The sequence below is a fragment of the Thauera sp. 63 genome (assembly GCF_000310165.2).
Taxonomy (GTDB): domain Bacteria; phylum Pseudomonadota; class Gammaproteobacteria; order Burkholderiales; family Rhodocyclaceae; genus Thauera; species Thauera humireducens.
The window spans coordinates 169,460-190,669 of record NZ_AMXC01000006.1; the positions used below are offsets into that span (position 1 = coordinate 169,460).

The 21,210-nt window shown below is 65.2% G+C and carries 17 protein-coding genes and 1 pseudogene; 15 read left to right on the top strand and 3 right to left on the bottom strand.

The genetic code is table 11. The annotated features are described in order from the left end of the window. The first annotated feature begins 23 nt into the window (after positions 1–23). The 4 genes and pseudogenes from C664_RS07980 (at position 24) to C664_RS20940 (ending at position 4,868) form a co-directional block, all read left to right on the top strand. Entirely contained in the window at positions 24–1,406 is a 1,383-nt protein-coding gene (locus tag C664_RS07980; protein ID WP_038011243.1) for a DUF1329 domain-containing protein, read from the top strand. Between the two features lie 28 nt (positions 1,407–1,434). After that, entirely contained in the window at positions 1,435–3,048 is a 1,614-nt protein-coding gene (locus tag C664_RS07985; RefSeq protein ID WP_004257006.1) for a DUF1302 domain-containing protein, read from the top strand. Positions 3,049–3,657: 609 nt separating this feature from the next. Further along, positions 3,658–4,359, top strand: a pseudogene (ltrA, locus tag C664_RS20935) (group II intron reverse transcriptase/maturase); the annotation flags it as partial. Positions 4,360–4,484: 125 nt separating this feature from the next. After that, positions 4,485–4,868 carry a group II intron maturase-specific domain-containing protein gene (locus C664_RS20940; RefSeq protein WP_004257013.1) on the top strand — a complete coding sequence of 128 codons (384 nt, stop codon included), beginning with the start codon at positions 4,485–4,487 and terminating at the stop codon, positions 4,866–4,868. 888 nt (positions 4,869–5,756) lie between these two features. Here the strand turns inward: C664_RS20940 and C664_RS07995 are convergent. Together C664_RS07995 and C664_RS08000 are read right to left on the bottom strand one after the other, a co-directional pair. Beyond that, positions 5,757–8,207, bottom strand: a complete 2,451-nt coding sequence (locus C664_RS07995) for an efflux RND transporter permease subunit (protein ID WP_004257017.1) — start codon at positions 8,205–8,207, stop codon at positions 5,757–5,759. Beyond that, positions 8,207–9,196, bottom strand: coding sequence for a WD40/YVTN/BNR-like repeat-containing protein (locus tag C664_RS08000; protein WP_038011245.1), 990 nt, complete (start codon positions 9,194–9,196; stop codon positions 8,207–8,209). Before C664_RS08000 ends, C664_RS07995 begins: the two co-directional genes overlap by 1 nt. Positions 9,197–9,527: 331 nt before the next feature. Between C664_RS08000 and C664_RS08005 the strand changes: the two genes are divergently transcribed. From C664_RS08005 to C664_RS08040, 8 genes are all read left to right on the top strand, one after another. Next, positions 9,528–10,742: an acyl-CoA dehydrogenase family protein gene (locus tag C664_RS08005; protein WP_232435081.1), complete on the top strand. Its 1,215-nt coding sequence runs from the start codon at positions 9,528–9,530 to the stop codon at positions 10,740–10,742. Between the two features lie 30 nt (positions 10,743–10,772). Further along, positions 10,773–11,816 (top strand): ferredoxin--NADP reductase, encoded by a 1,044-nt coding sequence (locus C664_RS08010; protein ID WP_004257028.1) that lies wholly within the window; start codon positions 10,773–10,775, stop codon positions 11,814–11,816. A gap of 291 nt (positions 11,817–12,107) precedes the next feature. After that, positions 12,108–12,875 (top strand): SDR family NAD(P)-dependent oxidoreductase, encoded by a 768-nt coding sequence (locus tag C664_RS08015; RefSeq protein ID WP_038011247.1) that lies wholly within the window; start codon positions 12,108–12,110, stop codon positions 12,873–12,875. An 8-nt stretch (positions 12,876–12,883) separates the two neighbouring features. Further along, positions 12,884–13,966 carry an alkene reductase gene (locus tag C664_RS08020; RefSeq protein WP_004257035.1) on the top strand — a complete coding sequence of 361 codons (1,083 nt, stop codon included), beginning with the start codon at positions 12,884–12,886 and terminating at the stop codon, positions 13,964–13,966. Continuing rightward, positions 13,963–14,415, top strand: coding sequence for a MaoC/PaaZ C-terminal domain-containing protein (locus tag C664_RS08025; protein ID WP_004257038.1), 453 nt, complete (start codon positions 13,963–13,965; stop codon positions 14,413–14,415). Before C664_RS08020 ends, C664_RS08025 begins: the two co-directional genes overlap by 4 nt. Before the next feature lie 39 nt (positions 14,416–14,454). Continuing rightward, positions 14,455–15,204 carry an electron transfer flavoprotein subunit beta/FixA family protein gene (locus C664_RS08030; protein WP_004257042.1) on the top strand — a complete coding sequence of 250 codons (750 nt, stop codon included), beginning with the start codon at positions 14,455–14,457 and terminating at the stop codon, positions 15,202–15,204. 8 nt (positions 15,205–15,212) lie between these two features. Further along, positions 15,213–16,157: an electron transfer flavoprotein subunit alpha/FixB family protein gene (locus C664_RS08035; protein WP_004257046.1), complete on the top strand. Its 945-nt coding sequence runs from the start codon at positions 15,213–15,215 to the stop codon at positions 16,155–16,157. A gap of 48 nt (positions 16,158–16,205) precedes the next feature. Then, on the top strand, positions 16,206–17,345 hold the full coding sequence (locus tag C664_RS08040; protein ID WP_004257049.1) for a helix-turn-helix transcriptional regulator: 1,140 nt from the start codon (positions 16,206–16,208) through the stop codon (positions 17,343–17,345). 42 nt (positions 17,346–17,387) lie between these two features. On the opposite strand, the gene C664_RS08045 is transcribed toward C664_RS08040, so the two are convergent. Beyond that, a complete protein-coding gene (locus C664_RS08045) occupies positions 17,388–18,278 on the bottom strand; it encodes a cache domain-containing protein (RefSeq protein ID WP_004257054.1) in 891 nt (296 codons plus the stop codon). Between the two features lie 151 nt (positions 18,279–18,429). Here C664_RS08045 and C664_RS08050 point away from each other — a divergent pair, with 151 nt between their 5' ends. The 3 genes from C664_RS08050 to C664_RS08060 all read left to right on the top strand — a co-directional run. After that, positions 18,430–19,197 (top strand): SDR family oxidoreductase, encoded by a 768-nt coding sequence (locus tag C664_RS08050; RefSeq protein WP_038011249.1) that lies wholly within the window; start codon positions 18,430–18,432, stop codon positions 19,195–19,197. 138 nt (positions 19,198–19,335) lie between these two features. Then, positions 19,336–20,190: an SDR family NAD(P)-dependent oxidoreductase gene (locus C664_RS08055; RefSeq protein ID WP_004257060.1), complete on the top strand. Its 855-nt coding sequence runs from the start codon at positions 19,336–19,338 to the stop codon at positions 20,188–20,190. Between the two features lie 37 nt (positions 20,191–20,227). After that, positions 20,228–21,210, top strand: a 983-nt coding sequence (locus C664_RS08060; protein WP_038011279.1) for an NAD(P)/FAD-dependent oxidoreductase, incomplete at its 3' end; no start/stop codon positions are given.

Consider the following 21,210-nt stretch of genomic DNA (forward strand, 5'->3'; position numbering starts at 1 on the left):
CGCCCACCAGGAAGGAGACATAAATGATTAAAGCCCGTGTTTGGGTGCCGGTTATGACCACGATCGCAATGTCGTTGGCTGCCGGTAATGCAATGGCGAAGGTGACCGAGGCTGAAGCCGCCAAGCTTGGCAAGGAACTTACTTGTATCGGTGCCGAAGCCGGCCCGAACGCGGATGGGAGCATTCCCGCCTTCTCCGGTAAGTGGCTGGGCAAGCCGCCGCACGTTGAATACACGCTCCACTCGGGCCAGCACCCGGTCGACGTTTACCCGGAAGACAAGCCACTGTTCGAGATCACCGCGGCCAACATGGACAAGTACGCGGACAAGCTGAGCGAAGGCCAGAAGGCTATGTTCAAGCGCTTCCCCGAAACCTTCCGTATTCCGGTTTACCAGAGCCGTCGTGATTTCCGTTACCCGGACCAGATCTGCGAGGTGGCGAAGAAGAACGCGCTCGAGGCCGAACTCACCGACGGCGGCCTCGGTTACACCGGCTACAAGGGCCCGATCGGCTTCCCGATCCCGAAGGAGGCGATGGAAGTTCTGGCCAACATGAACTTCCCGTATCGCGCGCATTCGGAAGAGATGATCCGCGACCTCGCGGATGTCTCCTCGGATGGCACCATCACCTGGGGGCGTGCGGTCAGCAAGAACCTGAATATCGTGACCTCGCCCGGCGAAATCGGTAAGCCGATGGAAGGTTTGATGGCCTACTCGCTGGCGGGGGCCATCCTGCCCGAGCGCGACCGCGGCAACTACACGGTCTCGCAGGAGCCGGTGAACTTCGCTAAGAACAAGCGCCTGGCGTGGACCTATGACCCGGGCACGCGTCGTGTGCGCCAGGTGCCGACCTACGGCTTCGATTCTCCGCTGTCAGGCTCGTCGGGCAAGCTGACCATCGACCAGGAACGGCTGTTCAACGGCGACCCGAGTCGCTACGAGTGGAAGCTGCTGGGCAAGAAGGAAATGTACATCCCGGCGAACAGCTATCGCCTGCACGCTAACACCGTCAAGTACGCCGACCTCCTGAAGAAGGGCCACGCTAACCCCGATTACCTGCGCTACGAACTGCGTCGCGTCTGGGTGCTTGAGGGTTCGCTCAAGGAGAACTTCCGCCATGCCTTCGGCAAGCGCGTGATGTTTATCGACGAGGATAACTGGCAAGCGTCGGTCGGCGATTACTACGACACGCGCGGCCAGCTGTGGCAGCACGCCTTCATCAACCATTACTACGCGTTCGACCTGAATGCCTGGCAGGCCGGTACGTCCTTCTATCACGACCTCAACTCTGGCGCGTATATCGCGAACTCGCTTCTGCAAGAGCGTGAGAAGGGCCCCATCCTGAACAAGGGCGACCTTACCCCCGAGATGTTCACCCCGGCGGCCTTGCGCGCCATGGGCCAGTGACCCATTCGATATTCAGGGAGTACGTAACATGAGATTGCACAACAAGATCAAGCCGGTCGCGCTCGCCATGATCGGGATGGGGGTGATGGCACCCGCCATGGCCTTCGATGCCATTCAGTTCGACAACGGAGTGGTGCTGGAGTCGCGGGTTACTGCGACTTACACGCTGTCGACCCGCCTTGAGGACCGGGATCCGGTGCTGGCAAACTTCGCCAGCGGCAACGACGGTAACAACAACTTCGACAAGGGCTCTTTGACGTCCAACCGTCTGAGCCTGCTGTTCGACACCCATTTCAAGAAGGGCCGTTCGGGTCTCATCCTGTCGGCCAGCACCTTCTACGATGACGTGTATCACGGCACCAACGACAATGACGGCGTCTCGTTCCCCAACAAGATCGGGGGTGCGGCAAATCGCTTCACTGGCGATGCGAAGCGCTATCACGGCGGCTATAGCCGTATTCTCGACGCCTACGGCTACACCGCCTTCGATGTGGGCGACCAGGGGCGTGCGACGATCCGTCTCGGCAGGCATGTGGTGTCGTGGGGCGAGACTCTGTTTATCCCGGGCATCTCGGGTGCGCAGGGGCCTGCGGATGGCACCAAGGCCGGCATCCCGGGCACCGAGGTGAAGGATCAGTTGCTGCCCGAGGACCAGATCTCGGCCCTGTACGAAGTCAATGACAAGCTGTCGCTGATGGCCCATGCGCAGTATGGCTGGCACAAGACGCTGGTGAATGCGCCGGGCTCGTTCATGAGTACCTCCGACTTGGTGGGCCCGGGGGCCGTGTGCGCCACGGCCGGGCCCACGTGTTTCGTTCCTCGGGGTGCTGATGACAAGCCGGGCAAGACTGGGCAGTGGGGGGTCGGCGCCAAGTATCGCGTCACCGATGAAACCGAGGTGGGTCTGATCTATCTCAACTACCACGATCGTGCGCCGATGGTAGATATCGACTACGTCGACGCCCGGTTGGGCGGTGGCAGCGTCGGCTTCAACCATCGCTATTTTGAAGACATCAAGATGCTGGGCGCGACGCTCAGTACCACTTTCGGTATCGCGACACTTGGTGGCGAGATTTCGTACCGCAAGGATGCGCCTGCACTCGTGAATGCGAGACTCGGACCCGCAGCGATCCCAACAGCCACCAAAGCGGATGTGCTGCAGGTCAACGCCAACACCTTCGTCAACGTGGGTCGTACTTTCCTTGCTCCGCAGGCAAACTTCCTGGCTGAACTGGCCTATACGGACGTGCGCAACCCGGCAGCACGGCGGGTTGCGGGGGCCACAGCCACATCCAACCAGTTCGGGCAGACGCCGGAATCGGATTCTCTGACTTTCGGCAGCTACGGCCTCGCTTTCGCCTCGACCCTCAGCCTGACCTACCCGGGCATCATCGAGAACTGGGAGCTGGGTGTTCCGATCAGCTACTCGCGCCAGCTCAAGGGTCGCACGCTTCAGGGCAACCTTGGCATGGGTGAGGGCGATCACCGTCTGAGCGTGGGCGCGACGATGACGTATCGTCGCAACCTTCAGATCGGCCTGACCTACCTCGGCTACTTTGGCGACGCGAGCACGGATTCAGTCAAGAACCGACTGCTCACCGACCGCGATCAGCTCTCGATGGTGGTGAAGTACACCTTCTGATTCCGTTTTGAAGCTGTCCCCGAAACCTGCCGGTCATCACGATCGGCAGGTTTTTTTTGTGCGCCCAGCATGGGCGCACTCCTGCGGGTGCAAGTCCCGCCGTAAGTTGATCACAGCGAACGAAGTGAAGCGCAACTGCGTGAGGGCGACCGAGCGTGGGAAGGAAGCGTGGAGCATAAGCTGCGAGCCGATGGACAAGAATCGGATAGAAGGCGCTGCCGAGCAGGGCGAGCGGGCAAGAAGCCGCGAAGCTCTCGTGATCAAGGCGAAGTGGCGTAAATCCGGCGGTTGTGCAGCGAAGGAGTGCGTTCTTACCTGGGGAGATCTCGCTTTGTGCCTGAAAGGGCGACGGCGCTGAGCCGGAGCGAGAAGTCAGCAGAGGCCATAGTAGCCGTTGGTTTTGGGCGAAGGGCCGAACGAGTAGGAGGGCCGAAGGCCGTGTCGCTCGGACGTGCAGGGCATCAGAAGCCTGGGGAACCGGGGCGCAACGCGGGAGGGCGAGGTGAAGCCGAGCCTGAAGCGGTGCGTGATGAAGCACGGACGGCGCGGCATGCAACTGGAAGCCCAGGGCGAGATGACCTGCTTGCGCAGGCGCTCGCGAAAGCGAACATGGAGGCGGCGTGGAAACGCGTCAAATCCAATCGCGGCAGTGCTGGGGCGGATGGGTTGTCGATTGCCGAGACGGCGGAGTACCTGAGAGCGCACTGGCCTCGGATTCGGGCCTCAATTCTGGATGGCAGCTACCGACCCATGCCGGTGCGCCGCGTCCAGATCCCGAAGCCCGATGGCGGGGTGCGCGAACTGGGGATCCCGACGGTAACGGATCGGCTAATCCAGCAAGCCCTGCTGCAAATCCTGCAGCCCAGGATTGATCCGACGTTCTCTGAACACAGTTACGGGTTTCGTCCGGGACGCCGTGCGCATGACGCGGTGCTCGATGCACAGCGCTACGTGCAGGACGGTTACCGGGTGGTGGTCGATGTGGATCTGGAGAAGTTCTTCGACCGGGTCAATCACGACATCCTGATGGAACGCCTGGCTAGGCGAGTCGACGACAAGGCCGTACTGCGGCTGATCCGTCGTTACCTTGTGGCCGGGATCATGGATGGCGGGGTGGTCATGGAGCGGTTTGAGGGCACGCCGCAAGGCGGCCCGCTGTCGCCGCTGCTGGCCAATGTGCTGCTCGACGAGGTGGATCGGGAACTGGAGCGAAGGGGTCACCGCTTCGTGCGCTACGCCGATGACTGCAACGTATATGTGCGCAGTCGCCGGGCGGGCGAACGGGTGCTGGCGGGCCTGACCAAGCTCTATGATCGACTCCACCTGAAGGTCAGCGACGCCAAGACGGCCGTCGCGCCGGCCTCGCGCCGGCCTCGCGCCGCAAGTTTCTGGGCTATGCCTTCTGGTACGGCTCAGGCGGACAGGTCAAGTGCAGGGTGGCCGACAAGGCGCTCAAGACCTTCAAGCAACGTATCCGGCAACTCACACGTCGCTCGGGCGGGCGCAATCTGTCCGAGATTGCCGAACGACTGCGGGCCTACATGCCGGGCTGGAAGGCGTACTTCCAGCTTGCGCAGACACCCAAGGTGTTCCGCGAACTCGACGAGTGGATCAGGCACCGGCTGCGTGCGGTGCAGCTCAAGCATTGGCGTCGGGGCACGACGATGTACCGGGAGTTGAAAGCGATGGGCGCCTCGGACGAGGATGCCCGCAAGGTAGCGGCGAACAGTCGGGGCTGGTGGCGTAACAGCCGCATGAGACTGAATCGCGCGATGCCGATCGCCTACTTCGACCGCCTCGGTGTGCCTCGGCTCTCATAACCTCAACGACTCGAACCGCCCGGTGCGGACCCGCATGCCGGCTGGTGTGGGAGGGGAACGGTCAGGAAACCTGGCCGCCCCTATCCCGATAGCCCGTACGGCGAGCAGGCACGCGGGCCGTGTGCCGTCTGTTTGGGCGGCGCCATTGACGCGGAGCAGGAGCAGGGCGAGGGATTCACTGTGGTCGAATCGAAAGTCACGCTCGTCATCCGTCACCCGGGCGTATCCCACCAGACCGTACGCGCCGAGCGGGATCGCACCGCCAATCTAGATTAACCAATTCACGTTTTTCAGCATTGCCAGCCGATCGTCGGCCGGCTGAGTCATCAGCCGCCTTTAGTTCTGAAGTCGGCATCCTCAGTGCACGCTTTCAGGTCAGCCGCTCACGGCCACGATTGATCGGATGAATCCGCGCGATCTAGGCGATCCGACGACGCAGTTCGGCATCGAGATCGAGGCTGTTCAGTTAGCCACGTCAATCAGTCTGTAGATCGCCAGCACGTATTAGAACGTCTCGCTGACCGGCCTTGTCCTGCCTTTGGATTGAGGCGCCGCATGCTGGGTCGTCGCACGCCTACGGTAGTTGCTCCGCGAGCAACGGCTCCAACTCGGCGAGTAGCTCGTCACCTGCTCCGGGCTGCTGCCGAACTGGATGTTGCGCGACTTTGCGATCACCAGCTTGAGGTATGCCACTTCGACCGCTTGGCCGCTCAACTTCGCCCGCAGGGTGGTGACTTAATCGGGGCCAGAAAGAGGGGCAGGGTCCGGCGTTTCGAATCAAGACCTGGGCATGCGTACTGGCGCGGCGGTTGTGGGACGCGAACCACAGCACAATAAAAGAGGGCGCCGACGTTCCCGTCGGCGCCCTCCAGAGGTACGGGAGTCCGCTTAGCTGCGCTGGGGCTGAACCGCGGCTGCAGGTTGAGCGCTGCGCATCGTGCCCGCGTGCGGGGCGGCGCCGGTCGCCACGGCCCGTTTCTGCGCGTCAGCGGACTTTTCCCGCCCTACGCCCAGCCAACACGCCAGGGCCGGCAGCAGGAAGATGGCGCCGAGCACGTTCACCAGGAACATGAAGGCGAGCAGGATGCCCATGTCCGCCTGGAACTTCAGCGCCGAGAACGCCCAAGTGCCGACGCCGATCGACATCGTCACCGCAGTGAACACCGCTGCGGTGCCGCGCTGGCGCATGGCTTCGTAGAAGGCTTCGCGAAGCCCGTAGCCGTGCTCGGCCATCTCGTGCTGCATGCGCTCGTAGATGTAGATGCCGTAGTCGACACCCACGCCCACGCCGAGCGCGATCACCGGCAGCGTGGCCACTTTGAGGCCGATGCCGAGCAGTGCCATCAGCGCATTGCACATGATCGTCACCAGCATCAGCGGGACGATCACGCAGATCACCGCACGCCAGGAGCGGAAGGTGAGCCAGCACAGCAGCGAGATCGAGGCGAAGATCGAGGCCAGCATCTGCACCTCGGCCTTCTCGACGGCCTCGTTGGTGGCCACGGCGACGCCCGCGTTGCCGCCCGCCAGGCGGAAGGTGGCATTGGCCGTCTTGTCCTCGGCGATGAACTTCTGCACTTCATCCACTACGTGCTTGAGCGTCGGGCCCTGGTGGTCGGTGAGGTAGATGGCGATGTGGATCGTCTTGCATCCGTGGGAGTTGAGCCCGTTCTCCGGGTTGGCAGCGCGCCCGCCGGTACGCAGTGCGGCCTCGCTGCGCTGCAGGGCCGCCCAGCGCGGGTTGGCCTCGTTGTTGCCGGCGACGTACAGCTTGGCCATGCTCGCCACCGAGCTAACCGACTGCACGCCATCCACGCCCCGCATGCGGAAGTCGAAGCGCTCCACCGCGTTCATCACCTCCCAGTTCAGGCAGGCCTCGCCCAGGTTCTGCGTCTCGACATACACCGACAGTACGTCCATGCCGATGGAGTAGTTGCTGATGATCTTGTCGTTGTCGCGGTTGTAACGGGAGTCCGCGTGCAGTTCGGGGACGCCGCTGCCGATGTCACCGGTCTGGAGCTGACGCGAAAAGTACGTGGCAGCCGCCAGCAAGACGAGCATGACGGCGAAGGTGACGAGCGCCGGACGGGGCTCGGACAGCGCCGATACTTTCCACCACGTCGGGTGCTTGGTCTTGTTCTCCACCGGCTGGTCAAGTGCCATGCGCTCGAGGTGCAGGTGCGAGAGGATGATGGGCATGAACATCTTGTTGGTCATTATCATCAGGGCGACACCGAGACAGGCGGTGAGGCCGAGTTCATGCACGATCGGGATGTCGATCACCATGATCACGAGGAAGCCCAGCGCGTTGGCGAGCAGGGCCATGATGCCGGGGATGGCGAGCTTGCGGAACGCGCCCTCGGCGGCTTCCATCGCCGTCTCGCCGGCCAGTACATCCTGCTTCCAGGCATTGGTCATCTGCACTGCGTGCGAGACGCCAATCGAGAAGATCAGGAAGGGTACCAGCACCGACATCGGGTCGATGCCGTAGCCGATCAGCGGCAGGATGCCCAGCAGCCAGATCACCGGCAGCAGTGCCACGGCGATCGCCAGAACGGTCAGCTTGAGCGAGCGCGAGTAAAGCCATAGCAGCAGCGAGGTGATGACGAACGCCACGATGAAGAACATCACGACGGTGAACAGGCCTTCCATGACGTCGCCCATGACCTTGGCAAAGCCGACGATCTGAATGTCGATGTTGTCCTTGGCGAATTCGGCGCGGATGGCCTCGAGCCGCTTGGCGACCTCCGCGTAATCCAGCTTCTCGCCGGTCTCGGGACTGACTTCGAGCAGGTCGGCCTGCACCAGTGCGGACTTCAGGTCGTTCGCGACCAGGCGGCCGACCACGCCCGCCTTTGCGACGTTGTCGCGGACCTGGTTGAGGCCTTCCTCGTTGGACTCGAAGCGGGCGGGGATCACGACGTCGCCGTTGAAGCCCTCCTCGGTCACCTCGATGTAGCGCACGTTGGGGGTGAAGATCGAGCGCACGCTGGCGCGATTGACGCCCGGCGTGAAGAAGACCTCGTCGTTCACCTTGCGCAGCACGGGCAGGAACTCGGCGTTGTAGATGTCGCCTTCGCCTTTCCATTCGACGCTGACGAGGATGCGGTTGGCGCCCGAGAACGTGCCCGAATGCTCGAGGAAGGCCGCCATGTACTCGTGCTTGAGCGGGATGAGCTTGTTGAAGCCCGGGTCGAGGCGGGTGTTGAGCGCTGAATAGCCCAGGCCGAGCGTGAGCAGGAGGAAGAACAGGCCAAGCGGCTTGCGCCACTTGATCAGCATGCGGGCCATGACGGCGACGAGGGCGTCCGTCCGGGTGATGGTGTGGGCGGCGTTCATCAGGCGGCTCCGTCGTTCGGGGTCGGGTTGGCGGAAGCGGGGGGGCGGATCTGTAGGCCGCCATCGCTGGACAGCAGCCAGCGGCCGTCAGCGGCGACGACAATGTCAGTGAGGCTGGCGCGGCCCCCGCGGCGTACGATGTCCAGTTTCGTTCCGCCCTGCTTGCTCGACAGTACGATGCCACCCTGGCCGACGAGCAACAGCTCGCCGTCGGGCAGCACGGCATGGCCGTAGATGGAGATCGGTGCGGGAACCTGGGCCTGCTGCCAGGATGCACCCCCGTCGGCAGTGAGGAAGACGTTGCCGCGCATGCCGTAGGCTACCCAGCGGTTGCCGCCGAGGTGGGCCGCACCGTAGAGCGAGCCGTTGTAGAACGGCTCGATGAGTTGCCAGTTCTGGCCGCCATCGGAGGAAGTCAGCGCGGTGCCGGCTTCGCCGACGATCATCCATTGCCGGCCGTCAGAGGACGAGGCGATGTCGTTCAGGTGCCAGTCGGTGAGGTCGGGCAGGCTGTCGGGCTGCCAGCTCCGACCGTCGTCGGTCGAGCGCAGCACGCGTCCGAAGGCGCCCACCGCAAGCCAGTCGCCGGATGGCAGCTGGCGGGCGGACATCATGGGCTCGCCATTGGCGGTGTCGAAATGCACCTCCTGCCAGTTGAGCCCGCCGTCCTCGGTGCGCAGGATCCAGCCCTCGTGGCCGAGCGCGAGGCCGCGGGCAGCATCAGCAAAGATGATGCGGGTGATCAGTGCCTGGCGGTCCTCGGAGATCGTGGCCTTCTGCCAGTGCTGGCCCTCGTCGGCCGACACCAGGATCGCGCCGAGTTCGCCGGCCATGACGATGCCGGCCTTGCTGCGCTCGATGGTGGTGAGCTGCATTCGATCAACGGGAATGCGCGTCTCCTGCAGCGGCGGCACTTGCCTGGGTGAAAACGAATAGATGCTGGCCGCTGTGACAATCAATGCCATGGCCATGCCTACGGGGGCGAGCATGGGGCGTCTCCTTTGTTATTCCGGATGCCGTCCGCCAGGGTGGGCGGCAGGGTGCGATCATTATTGGCGCATGGCGTCCGGGGGCATCGTCCAAAAGGGTTACGGTCCGGCCCGTTCCGGCAATGCGGAGCAGGCCGGGGTCGCGCCGCCCCGATTCCCGGCACACGCCTGTATTCGAAGGGAAAGAGTCTTTATCGGTCAGCCATTTACGTTAGTCCGTTCAGACGATGATGGCCGGTGGGGCGGTGTGGAACATTTCGTCCATCGCAGTAGGGGTATCACCCGAAAAACGCCTTGGTTGGCGATCATGGAGGACATGGAGATGGGCGCGATGGACAAGGATCAGGTTCTCGGCATTCTGGCCGAAGATTACATGACGCCGGAGGCGGTCGAGCTGGTGGCGCGGGCCAAGGCGATGGCTCCGCGGCTGGCCGAGCGTGCTCGCGAAGCCGAGGCGGCGGGGATGGTGCCGGTCGAGACCGTGCAGGAGATGAAGGAAGCGGGGCTGTTCCGCGTGCTTCAGCCCAAGCGCTTCGGTGGCTATGAGCTGGACCCGCGCGTGTTCTACCGTGTGCAGATGGCGCTGGCCGAAGGCTGCATGTCGACGGCCTGGATCTACGGCGTGATCGGGGTGCACAACTGGCAGCTGCCGCTGTTCCCCGAGCAGGCGCAGCAGGACGTGTGGGCGAAGGATACGGGGGTGCTGATCGCCTCGACCTACATGCCCACCGGCAAGGCCGAGGCTGTCGAGGGCGGCTACCGCTTCTCCGGGCGCTGGGGCTTCTCGAGCGGCGTCGAGCACTGCGAGTGGATCTTCCTTGGTGGCCTGCTGCCGAAGAAGGACGGTTCCGGTGCGCTCGAGCACGCCACCTTCCTGCTGCCGAAGTCGGATTTCCGCATCGAGAAGAACTGGGATGTGCTCGGCCTGCGCGCTACCGGCAGCCACGATATCGTGGTGGACGGCTGCTTCGTGCCCGAGCATCGCACGCACCGCACCAACGACCACAGCGATGCCGGTTGTCCCGGCCGCCAGACCAATCCGGGCTGGGTCTACAAGATTCCCTTCACCCAGGTGTTCCAGCGTGCGGTGTCGTCGGCCTGCATCGGTGCGCTCGATGGTGCCATCGCCCACTTCCGCGAACGTGCCGCGGCGCACGTCGGCAAGCATGGCGCGAAGACGGCCGAGGACGTGAATGCGCAGCAGGCGGTTTCCGAGGCGATGATGACGACCGACCAGCTCAAGCTGGTGCTGTTCCGCAACTACGCCCGCATCGTCGAGTGCGCAAAGACCGGCGAGCGCATGCCGGTGGAGGAGCGCCTGATGCAGCGCGCCCAGGCTTCGCAGGTGCCCAAGCAGTGCGCAACCGCGGCGAGCGAGCTGATGCGTGCCTGCGCGGCGTCCGGCACCTACAAGAGCAACCCGATCGAGCGTGTGTTCCGTGACATTCATCAGGCGCGCGGCCACATTGCCAACAACACCGACACCTATGCGCGTGCGCATGGTGCGGTCATGCTCGGCATGCCCAACGCCGATCCTTACATCTGATCGCACGATCGGCAGGGAGTACGACGCACGATGACCGCCCAGCGCTATCACGCCCTCAAGGTGAGGGCGGTGACCGAGGAGACGCACGACGCGAAGTCGGTCGTGTTCGAGGTGCCGCCCGAGCTGGCCGAGACCTTCAGGTACCGGCCCGGCCAGTTCCTGACCCTACGCCTGCCTGTGCTGGGCCGGCATCTGCCGCGCTGTTACTCGATGTCGAGCGCGCCGACGCTGGACGAGACCTTGCGCGTGACGGTCAAGCGCGTGCAGGGCGGGCGCGGCTCGAACTGGGTGTGCGACCAGGTCCGACCGGGCGACGTGCTCGAGGTGATGGCGCCGGCGGGTGTGTTTACGCCGGCCTCGTTGCAGGGCGACTTCCTCTTGTGCGCCGGCGGCAGCGGCATCACGCCGGTGTTTTCCATCCTGCGCTCGGCGCTCGCGCACGGGCAGGGCCGCATCTGCCTGCTGTATGCGAACCGTGACGAGCGTTCGGTGATCTTCCGCGACGAGCTGAACGCGCTCGCGGCGGCGCACCCGGCCCGTCTTCAGGTCATTCACTGGCTCGATTCGGTGCAGGGTGTGCCGTCGGTGGCGCAGCTCGCCGAGCTGGCCCGGCCGTGGAAGGCGGCGGAAGCCTTCATCTGCGGTCCGGGCCTGTTCATGGATGCGATGGTTTCGGCGCTGGACAAGGCCGGCATGGCAGCCGAGCGCGTGCATGTCGAACGCTTCGTGTCGCTGCCGGACGAGGAAGACGTCGCCGCCATCAACGCCGCCGCACCCGCGCCTGAGACGACGGTCGAGCGCGCCGAGGTGGAGATCGAACTCGACGGCGAGGCGTACACCTTGCAGGTCGCCGGCACCGAAACCTTGCTTGACGCCGCGCTCAAGGCCGGCATCAACGCGCCCCATTCCTGCCAGGCCGGCATGTGCGCATCCTGCATGTGCCAGGTGGTCGAGGGCGAGGTGCACCTGCGCCACAACGAGGTGCTCGATGCCAAGGACCTGGCCAAGCGCTGGACGCTGAGCTGCCAGGCGCTGCCCACCACCGGGCGCGTCAAGGTGCGCTTCCCCGGCTGAGTCCGAGGCTCCGGCGGCTTCAATCGCACACGACGGACGGCGGGCTTTCTTGCCCGCCATTCGTCGTGTGCCGGTGTTCGTCGCAAAGGGCGGGGTCCCGGCCGATGCTCGTCCATTGTCGCTAGTCCCATCGGACGATGGCGCAGCAGGCCCGTTTTTCTACCCTCTACCCACATCCCAAGTGCCTGCAGGCAGGGGGTCGGTCGATTGTGGCCGGACTGCCGGCAGGCTGATCGAAACAACACGCTGCACGCTGCGCGTTGGGTGGCAGCGGCCGTAAGGAGACAGGACATGGCAGGTCGTATGCAAGGCAAGGTGGCGTTCGTGACGGGTGGCGGCAGCGGGATTGGCGCGGCGACCGCGCAGCGGCTGGCGCAGGAAGGCGCGACCGTGGTGGTGTGCGGCCGGCGGCGCGAACCGCTGGACGAGGTCGCCGCAGGCATCGTCGCGGCCGGCGGCAAGGCCGAGGCGGTGGTGGCGGACGTCAGCGACGAGGCAGGCTTCACCGCGGCGCTCGAGGCTGCAGCGCAGCGTCATGGGCGGCTGGATGTGCTGGTGAACAACGCCATGGCCTACACCTGGGGCAGCATCGAGGAGATGAGCACCGCCGACTGGCGTGCCAACTTCGCCACTTCGGTGGATGGCACCTTCTGGGGTACGCGCACCGCGATGCGGCTGATGAAGGGCAAGGGCGGCGCGATCGTCAACGTGTCCTCGATCTGCGGTCAGCTCGGCACGCCGTGGATGTCCGGTTACTCGGCGGCCAAGGCGGCCATCGACAACTTCTCGCGCGCGGCCGCGGCCGAAGGGGCGCCGCATGGCATCCGCGTCAATGTGGTGATCCCGGCGGTGGTGGAAACCCCGGCGACCGCCGGCATGCTGGCCGACGAGGCCTCGCGCCGGAACACCGAAAAGCTGATTCCGATGGGCCGGGTGGGCCAGCCGGAGGAACTCGCCAACGCGATCCTGTTCCTCGCCAGCGACGAGGCGTCCTACATCACCGGCGCCAGCCTGCCGGTCGATGGCGGTCGGTCGTCGGTGCTGGTCACGGCCCTGTGAGTACCGCCATGGCAGCGCTTCCCCATCTTTTCAGCCCCGTGCAGCTGGGCGAATTCAGCCTCGCCAACCGCATCGTGATGGCGCCGATGACACGCAACCGTGCGGATGCGCAGGGCGTACCGGGTGCGTTGATGGTCGAGCACTACGCGCAGCGCGCGGAAGCTGGCCTGATCGTTGCCGAAGGCACGTGGCCGAGCGCGGCCGGCCAGGCCTACTGCCGGCAGCCGGGCATCGCCACCGCGGCGCAGATCGCCGGCTGGCGCAAGGTGACCGACGCGGTGAATGCACGCGGCGGACGCATCGTGCTGCAGATCATGCACGCCGGCCGAATCGGCAGCCATCACATCAAGGGCGAGGGCGTCGACACCGTGGCGCCGTCGGCGATCCGCGCTGCGGGCGAGGTCTTCACCGACAGCGCCGGCATGCAGCCCTACGACATGCCGCGCGCGCTCACCACCGACGAGGTGCGGGCCGTGGTGGCCGAGCACGCACAGGCGGCGATCAACGCCCGCGAAGCCGGCTTCGATGGCGTCGAGCTGCACTGCACCAGTGGCTACCTGCCGATGCAGTTCATGTGCTCGGGCACGAACCAGCGCACCGACGGGTACGGCGGCAGTGTCGCCAATCGCGTGCGCTTTGCGGTCGAGTGCCTGCAGGCGATGGCCGCAGCGATCGGCGCCGGGCGCGTGGGCCTGCGTTTCCGCGTCGGCAACAGTTACAACGACATCCAGGACGAGGACACGGTCGCCACCCATGCCGAGCTGCTGCGGCAGGTGAGCGGCCTGGGGCTGGCCTATGCGCACGTGATGCGTGCCGAAGCGCCGGAGGTCGATGCGTTCGCGCTTGCCCGCGATGGCTTCGGCGGCGAGCTGATCCTGAACGACAGCTTCGACGGGATCTCGGCGGATGCAGCGATCGCGATGGGCCAGTGCGCCGCGGTGTCCTTCGCCCGCGACTTCATCGGCAACCCCGATCTGGTGCGCCGTCTGCGGGACGGCTTGCCGCTCGCCCGCTTCGATCGCAAGACCTTGTACACGCCGGGCGCCGCGGGCTACACCGATTACCCGGCCGCAGAGGGAGTGAGCGCATGATCTACTGGGAAGACGTGGTCCTCGACGAGCCGCGCGAATCATCCGAGCGCTACCTGCTCTCCGCCGAGAACATCAAGGGCTTCGCGACCGAGTGGGACCCGTTCCCGCCGCACGTGGACGAAGCTGCGGCGGCGAAATCGCCGATCGGCCAGCTGTTCGCGGCCGGCGTCCACCTGCTGTCGGTGACGATCCGCCTCAGCCACACCATCCCGACCGATGAGACGGCCTCGATCGCCGGCCGCGGCTGGGACAATCTGCGTTTTCACCGGCCGGGTGTGGCGGGCGACGAACTGCGCGCCCGCGTCACCCACGTCGAGCGAAGTCCTGGCAGCCGGCCCGAGCGTGGCGTGCTGGTTTCACGCTTCGAGCTGCTCAACCAGCGCGACGAGCAGGTGATCAGCTTCGATGCAAATGTCGTGATGCTGCGCCGCGAGCCACTCACGGCCTGAGCCAGCATCCAGATTCCGATAATTCCCAAGGAGAACACCTTGAAGATTCTTGTCCCGGTGAAGCGGGTCGTCGATTACAACGTGAAGGTGCGGGTCAAGTCGGACCAGAGCGGGGTCGAACTGGCTGGCGTGAAGATGTCGATCAACCCCTTCGACGAGATTGCCGTCGAGGAAGCGGTACGCCTGAAGGAGGCCGGCGTGGCCACCGAGGTGGTCGCGGTGAGCTGCGGCACGAGCGCCTGCCAGGAGACCCTGCGCAGCGCGCTGGCGATGGGCGCGGACCGCGCCATTCTGGTCGAGACCGATGCCGAACTGCAGCCGCTGGCCGTAGCCAAGCTGCTAAAGGCGGTGGCCGAGCGCGAGCAGCCGCAGATGGTGATCTGCGGCAAGCAGGCGATCGACGACGACGCCAACCAGACCGGCCAGATGCTGGCCGCGCTGATGGGCTGGCCGCAGGCGACCTTCGCATCGAAGGTGGTGGTAGGCGACGGTGTGCTTGCGGTGACGCGCGAGATCGACGGTGGCCTGGAGACGGTCGAGCTGAAGCTGCCGGCGGTGGTCACCGCCGACCTGCGGCTGAACGAACCGCGCTATGCGACCCTGCCCAACATCATGAAGGCGAAGAAGAAGCCGCTGGACGTGGTGCAGGTTGCCGAACTGGGCGTCGACATCGCGCCGCGCCTGCGCAACGTGCGCCATGCCGAACCGGCGGCGCGCAAGGGCGGCATCAAGGTGGCCGACGTGGCCGAGCTGGTGAACAAGCTTCGCAACGAAGCGAAGGTGATCTGAGGCGGACGATGAAGACACTGGTCATTGCAGAACACGATAACGGCCGCCTGGCGACGGCGAGCCTGAATGCCGTGACGGCCGCGACGCGGTTTGGCGGCGAGATCGACGTACTGGTCGCCGGGTCGGCGTGCGATGCGGCTGTGGCGCAGGCGCAGGGGATTGCCGGCGTGGCGCGCGTGCTGAAGGTCGACGCGGGTCATTATGCGGAGCCGCTGGCGGAGAATCTGGCCGTGCTGGTGCAGCGGGTGGCGGGTGAGGGCGGCTATCGTGCCGTGCTTGTCGGGGCGACCAGTTTCGGGAAGAATCTGGCACCCCGCGTGGCGGCCCTGCTGGACGTGGCCGCGGTGTCGGATGTCGTCGCAATCACGGCGCCGGGACGTTACGAGCGCCCGATCTATGCAGGCAACGTCATGGTGGCGGTCGAGTCGGACCAGGCGGTGGACGTGCTGACGGTGCGTACGACGGCCTTCGATGCCGCTGCTGCGGGCGGTGGGGCGGCGGTGGAGTCGCTGGCGGCAGGTCCAGACCTGGCGCTGTCGCGCGTGCTCGGCCGCGAGCTGAGCAAGTCGGAACGACCGGAACTCGGCGCAGCGGCCATCGTCGTATCCGGAGGTCGCGGTATAGGTAGCGGTGAGAACTACCAGCGCCTGCTCGAGCCGCTTGCCGACACCCTGGGTGCGGCGCTGGGCGCCTCGCGTGCCGCGGTCGATGCCGGGTTCGTGCCCAACGACTACCAGGTGGGCCAGACGGGCAAGATCGTTGCCCCCGGCCTGTATGTGGCGGTCGGCATCTCGGGCGCCATCCAGCACCTTGCCGGGATGAAGGACTCCAAGGTGATCGTGGCCATCAACAAGGACCCTGACGCGCCCATCTTCCAGGTGGCCGACTACGGCCTGGTCGCCGATTTGTTTGAAGCCGTGCCGGAACTGACGGGGAGTCTTTCGGGGACTTGAGGAGACGGGCCGCCTGGTCCGCCGGAATCGAATTGAGGGGGAAAGGCATTGAACAAGATTGAACTGGAACTCGATCAATACGACCGCATCGTATCGGCGCTTTACGACGCCTCCCTCGACAGTCGGCGTTGGGCCGAGGCGCTCGAGATGTTTCGTGTCCTGTTCCAGGCCAACTACGTCACCCTGATCCTCCGCAGTCCCGATGAAAGCAACCTGGGCATGATGATTGACGTGGGCGTGGAAGGGGGCGACAAGGTCACCTACCTGCCCTACGGCCATTCGATGACGCCCTTCGTCAATCAGTCGGTGGACAAGGTCTTTACCGTCGAGGACCTGATGACGGAGGCGGAATGGCGACGCATGCCCTATTACCTGCACTGGTGTGCACCGGTCGATGTGTTTCACGTGATGGGTGCGGACATCGCCACGCCGGACTCGGGCAAGTTGCGCTTCCGCATCACCCGTGCGGAAACGGCGCCGAAGTTCAGCGCATTGGACCGTGCGCGCTGCGAGGCCTTGCTGCCGCATCTGCGCCGGGCGCTGCATATCCACAATCTGCTCGACCGCAGCGAGTCCCTGGGCACCCTTTATTCACAGGCGATCGGCCGCTTGTCCGTCGGCACCATCGTGCTCGACGACAGCGGCAAGGTGCTCGAGCAGAACCTCATCGCGCGGGAGATCCTGTCCGCCAACGATGGGTTGAAGCTGGTCGGGGGAAGGCTCGAGGCGTCCTACCCGAGCGACAATCGCGAACTGCAGCAGTTGATCCGCGGTGCTTTCGCACGGCATTCCGGTGACCCGCTTGCGGTCGCCTCGGCAATGTCCGTGTCGAGACCGTCCGGCCTGGTCAGCCTTGGTGTCGTTGTGGAGCCGGTTCCCTCGCAGGAGTGGGCCGAAGGTAAGGGACAGCCGGCGGCCGTGGTGTATATCCGCGATGCGGCCGGCAAGTCCCTCGCCAGCACCGCTGCGGCGAAACAGCTGTTCAATCTGACGCCGGCCGAAACCGCATTGGCGATGGAGCTGGCCAACGGCCTGTCCCTGGAAGAGGCGGCAGAGGCGCTCAACATCCGGCGCAACACGGCGCGCGCGCATCTGCGCTCCATCTTCTCGAAGACCGGCGTCCGGCGTCAGACCGAACTGGTTCGGATCATGCTGAACAGCGTGGCCGCCTTGAGCCGGAACAACTGAGGTCTTGCGCCCCGCAGCGCGATGCGCCGCGGGGCATGGCGCTTACTGAGCGGGGCCGACGTAGGCGCCTGCGCCGACGAGGTAGTTCCCCACGCGGACGATGTAGCTCCGCTTGTTCTCGTTCTTGAGCGTCAGCGGGTTGCGGAAGGTGTAGCTGACCTCGCCCTCGCCACGCTGCTTCGCCACTTCGATCATTTCCAGCAGGAAGCGCTTGCCATTCGCGTCGGTGAGGTCTGCGGCCTTGCGCCCGACCTGGCGCGGCTGGCCCCCATGCGCTCGCACGATGCCGTCGTCGAGGCCGATCACGAACACGTACAGATCGTCCTGAATGAAGCCGCCGTTCAGGTTGTTGAATCGGCTGATCGCCGTCTCGCCACTCACATTCAGCTCATGCACGGCGCGCCACACGAGGGACTTCGCAAGTTCGAAGCTCGCATAGGGGGCGTAGTAGCCGACGACGAGAATCCTGTCTCCGACCCGGCGATAGGTCGCGATCTTCGGCTCGTTGCGACCGCGGATCGGGTTGTTCCAGCGGTACTCGACGCGTCCTGCAGGCTGCGCCTTTGCGCCGTCCAGGATCTCGCGGATGAAGTGACGGCCTTGCGAGTCGGTCAGGTCGGTCACATTCCGTCCGATCAGGGTCGTCGAGCTTCCGCCGCTGGCGAGGAAATTGCCTTCGATATCGATCACATAGACGTATAGCTCGCCATCGACGAATTCCCCTGCACGGCTGAAACTGGCCATTGCCTGATCGCCCTTCTCGCGCAGGTGGCTTTCAGCGCGGTCGAGCAGTGTCTGCGTCCTGGCAGCCTCTGGACTGACCGTTGAGCGGATCGCGCTGGTCTGCGCCGCGGTTTCCGCTGCGTGGCTCGGGCTGGTGAGTGCTGAGCTGCCGAGCAGCATGGCGAGGACGACGGTTTTGAACGAGCTCATGGCGTTCGCTCCTGGAAGGGCGTGGCGATGCACGATTCTAGGCTGAATGCCCGGCGGAGCGTTTAGTCCGCCTGGACGATGCGAGTCGAAGGATAGGGTGGAGATACTGATCCGACATCAATCGGCCTCTCGGCCATCGAAGGAGTTTCTCATGACCGTTACCGTTGTCACTGGCTCCGCGTCCGGTATTGGCGCAGCCGTCTGCCAGCAACTGGTGAAAGCAGGGCATCGTGTCATTGGCATAGATCGACAGCATGCCGATATTGTGGCCGATCTGTCCACGGCCGCTGGTCGCAAGGCGGCGGTAGAGGCAGCGCTGGCGGCATGCGATGGCGTGCTCGACGGACTCGTGTGTTGTGCGGGACTCGGGCCGACTGCACCGTCGAGTAGCGTAATTGTCGGCGTCAATTACTTTGGCATGACGGAGCTTGTCGATGGGCTCGAGGAAGCACTGGCGCGTGGTAGCAAACCGTCGGTCGTGCTGATCGGTTCGGTCGCCTCCGTGCATCCTGGCATGGACAAGATGCCGATGGTGGCCGCGATGCTTGCCGGTGACGAGGCCGGCGCCCTGGGCCAGGCCGATGCGATAGCCATGCCTCAGGCCGCGTATGCCGGCTCCAAGTACGCGGTGACGGTATTTGCGCGCAGGAAGGCCGTTCCGCTCGGGGCCAGAGGGATACGCATCAATGTGATCGCGCCGGGTGCTGTCGAGACGCCGCTGCTCGATGCCTCAAGGGCAGATCCTCGCTACGGTGAGGCGATTCGCAACTTCGTCGCGCCGATCGGACGCAACAGCGCGCCGGACGAGATCGCCAACGTGGTGTCCTTCCTGCAGTCTGAGCAGGCCAGTTTCGTCCATGGGACCGTGGTCTTCGTGGACGGAGGCATGGACGGCATGAGCCGCAGCGATCGATTCTGAGTACGTTGTGATTGGCGCCTCCGGTGTCAATCACTGTGGAACCGGCCCTCGAGGCCGGTTTTTCATGGTCCGAACCGACGATGTGGTGGCGGGGGGCATCGTTAGACTGGCAGTGGCGCGTCTTGCGGGAGAGTTGGCATGAACAGGGTGGCTTTCATCACCGGCGCAAGCCGGGGAATCGGGCGTGAGACCGCGCTCGCTTTTGCACGTGCAGGGTTCGATGTGGCGATCAGCGCGCGGACCCTGGAGCCGGGTGAGACGCATGAGCATGCCCTCACGCACGCTGATGGCCGTCCGCTCGCCGGCAGCCTTGAGGAAACCGCGGCGGATTTGCGCGCTTTGGGCCGTGAGGCGTTGGCGGTACGCATGGACCTGCTTGACGAGCATTCCGTGCGTGCGGCGGCTGCCGCCGTGCTGGCTCGCTTCGGTCGGGTGGATGTGCTGGTCAATAGCGCGATCTACCAGGGCAGTGATCTCAATCTCCCCTTCATGTCTCTTGGACTCGACACCCTGCAGCGGGTCTTCCAGGGCTATGTCGTCGCGCCGGTGGTCCTGACGCAGTGCTTGCTGCCCGCGATGCTGGAGCAGGGCGGGGCGACGGTGATCAACGTGACCTCGGGCGCGGGCGAGAGCGATCCTCCGGTTGCCGCCGGCAAGGGCGGATGGGGCTACGCCTACGGGGCCGGCAAGGCCGCCGTATCGCGGCTCTCCGGGGTGTTGCGGGCCGAGTTCGGCGACCAGGGCATCCGTGCCTACACGATCAATCCCGGCGTGGTCACGACCGAGGCACTGCACGCCACCATCGGCGACAAGGGGGTTCTGGCAATGCGCAAGGGCGTTGCGCCGCCCGAGGTGCCGGCAGCCGTCCTGTGCTGGCTTGCCACGGCAGACGCGGCGCCGGCCTTCCAGGGGCGCACCATCCAGGCCCAGCCGTTCGCGCTGGAGCAGGGCATCGTGCCGGACTGGCGCGAGCCAGCGAAGGCGAGCGCCTGAGCAGCGGTTTTCCATACGGAGTCTGGTTTTCATGAGCATCGAACGCGAAGCGATGGAATTCGACGTGCTGATCGTCGGCGGTGGCCCTGCTGGGCTGTCGGCGGCGATCCGCTTGAAGCAGCTGGCCGCCGAGAAGGGCCAGGACGTCTCGGTGTGCCTGATCGAGAAGGCGGCCGAGATCGGCGCGCACATCCTGTCGGGCGCGGTGATGGACCCGCAGGCGCTCACCGAGCTGATCCCCGACTGGAAGGAACGGGGCGCGCCGCTCAAGACCGCGGTCACCGAGGACAAGGTGCTGTTCCTGACCGAGACCGGCGCGCGCCAGGCCCCCAACGGCCTGCTGCCCGATTGCCTGGTGAACCACGGCAACTACATCGTGCGCCTGGGCAACGTGGTGAAGTGGCTGGGCGAGCAGGCCGAGGCGCTGGGCGTGGAGGTGTATCCGGGCTTTGCCGGGGCCGAGATCCTGTTCGACGAGGCGGGCGCGGTGAAGGGCGTCGCCACCGGCGACATGGGCCTGAACCGTGACGGCACGCCGGGTCCGCACCACCAGCCGGGCATGGAGCTGCACGCCAAGTACACGCTGTTCGCCGAAGGCTGTCGCGGCCACCTGGGCAAGCAGCTCGAGGCCCGCTACACACTGCGCGAAGGTGCCGACCCGCAGACCTACGGCATCGGCATCAAGGAGCTGTGGGAAGTGAAGCCCGAGCACCATCGCCCGGGCCTGGTGGTGCACACGGCGGGCTGGCCGATGGACACCGCCACCTACGGCGGCGGCTTCGTCTATCACCTCGAGGACAACCTGGTGGCGGTGGGCTACGTGGTCGGGCTCAACTACAGCAACCCGCATCTGTCGCCCTTCGAGGAGATGCAGCGCTACAAGACCCACCCCGAGATCCGCAAGTATCTCGATGGCGGCAAGCGCCTGGCCTATGGTGCGCGCGCGATCGCCGCGGGCGGCCTGCAGAGCCTGCCGCGGCTGATCTTCCCGGGCGGCGGCCTGATCGGCGACGACGCCGG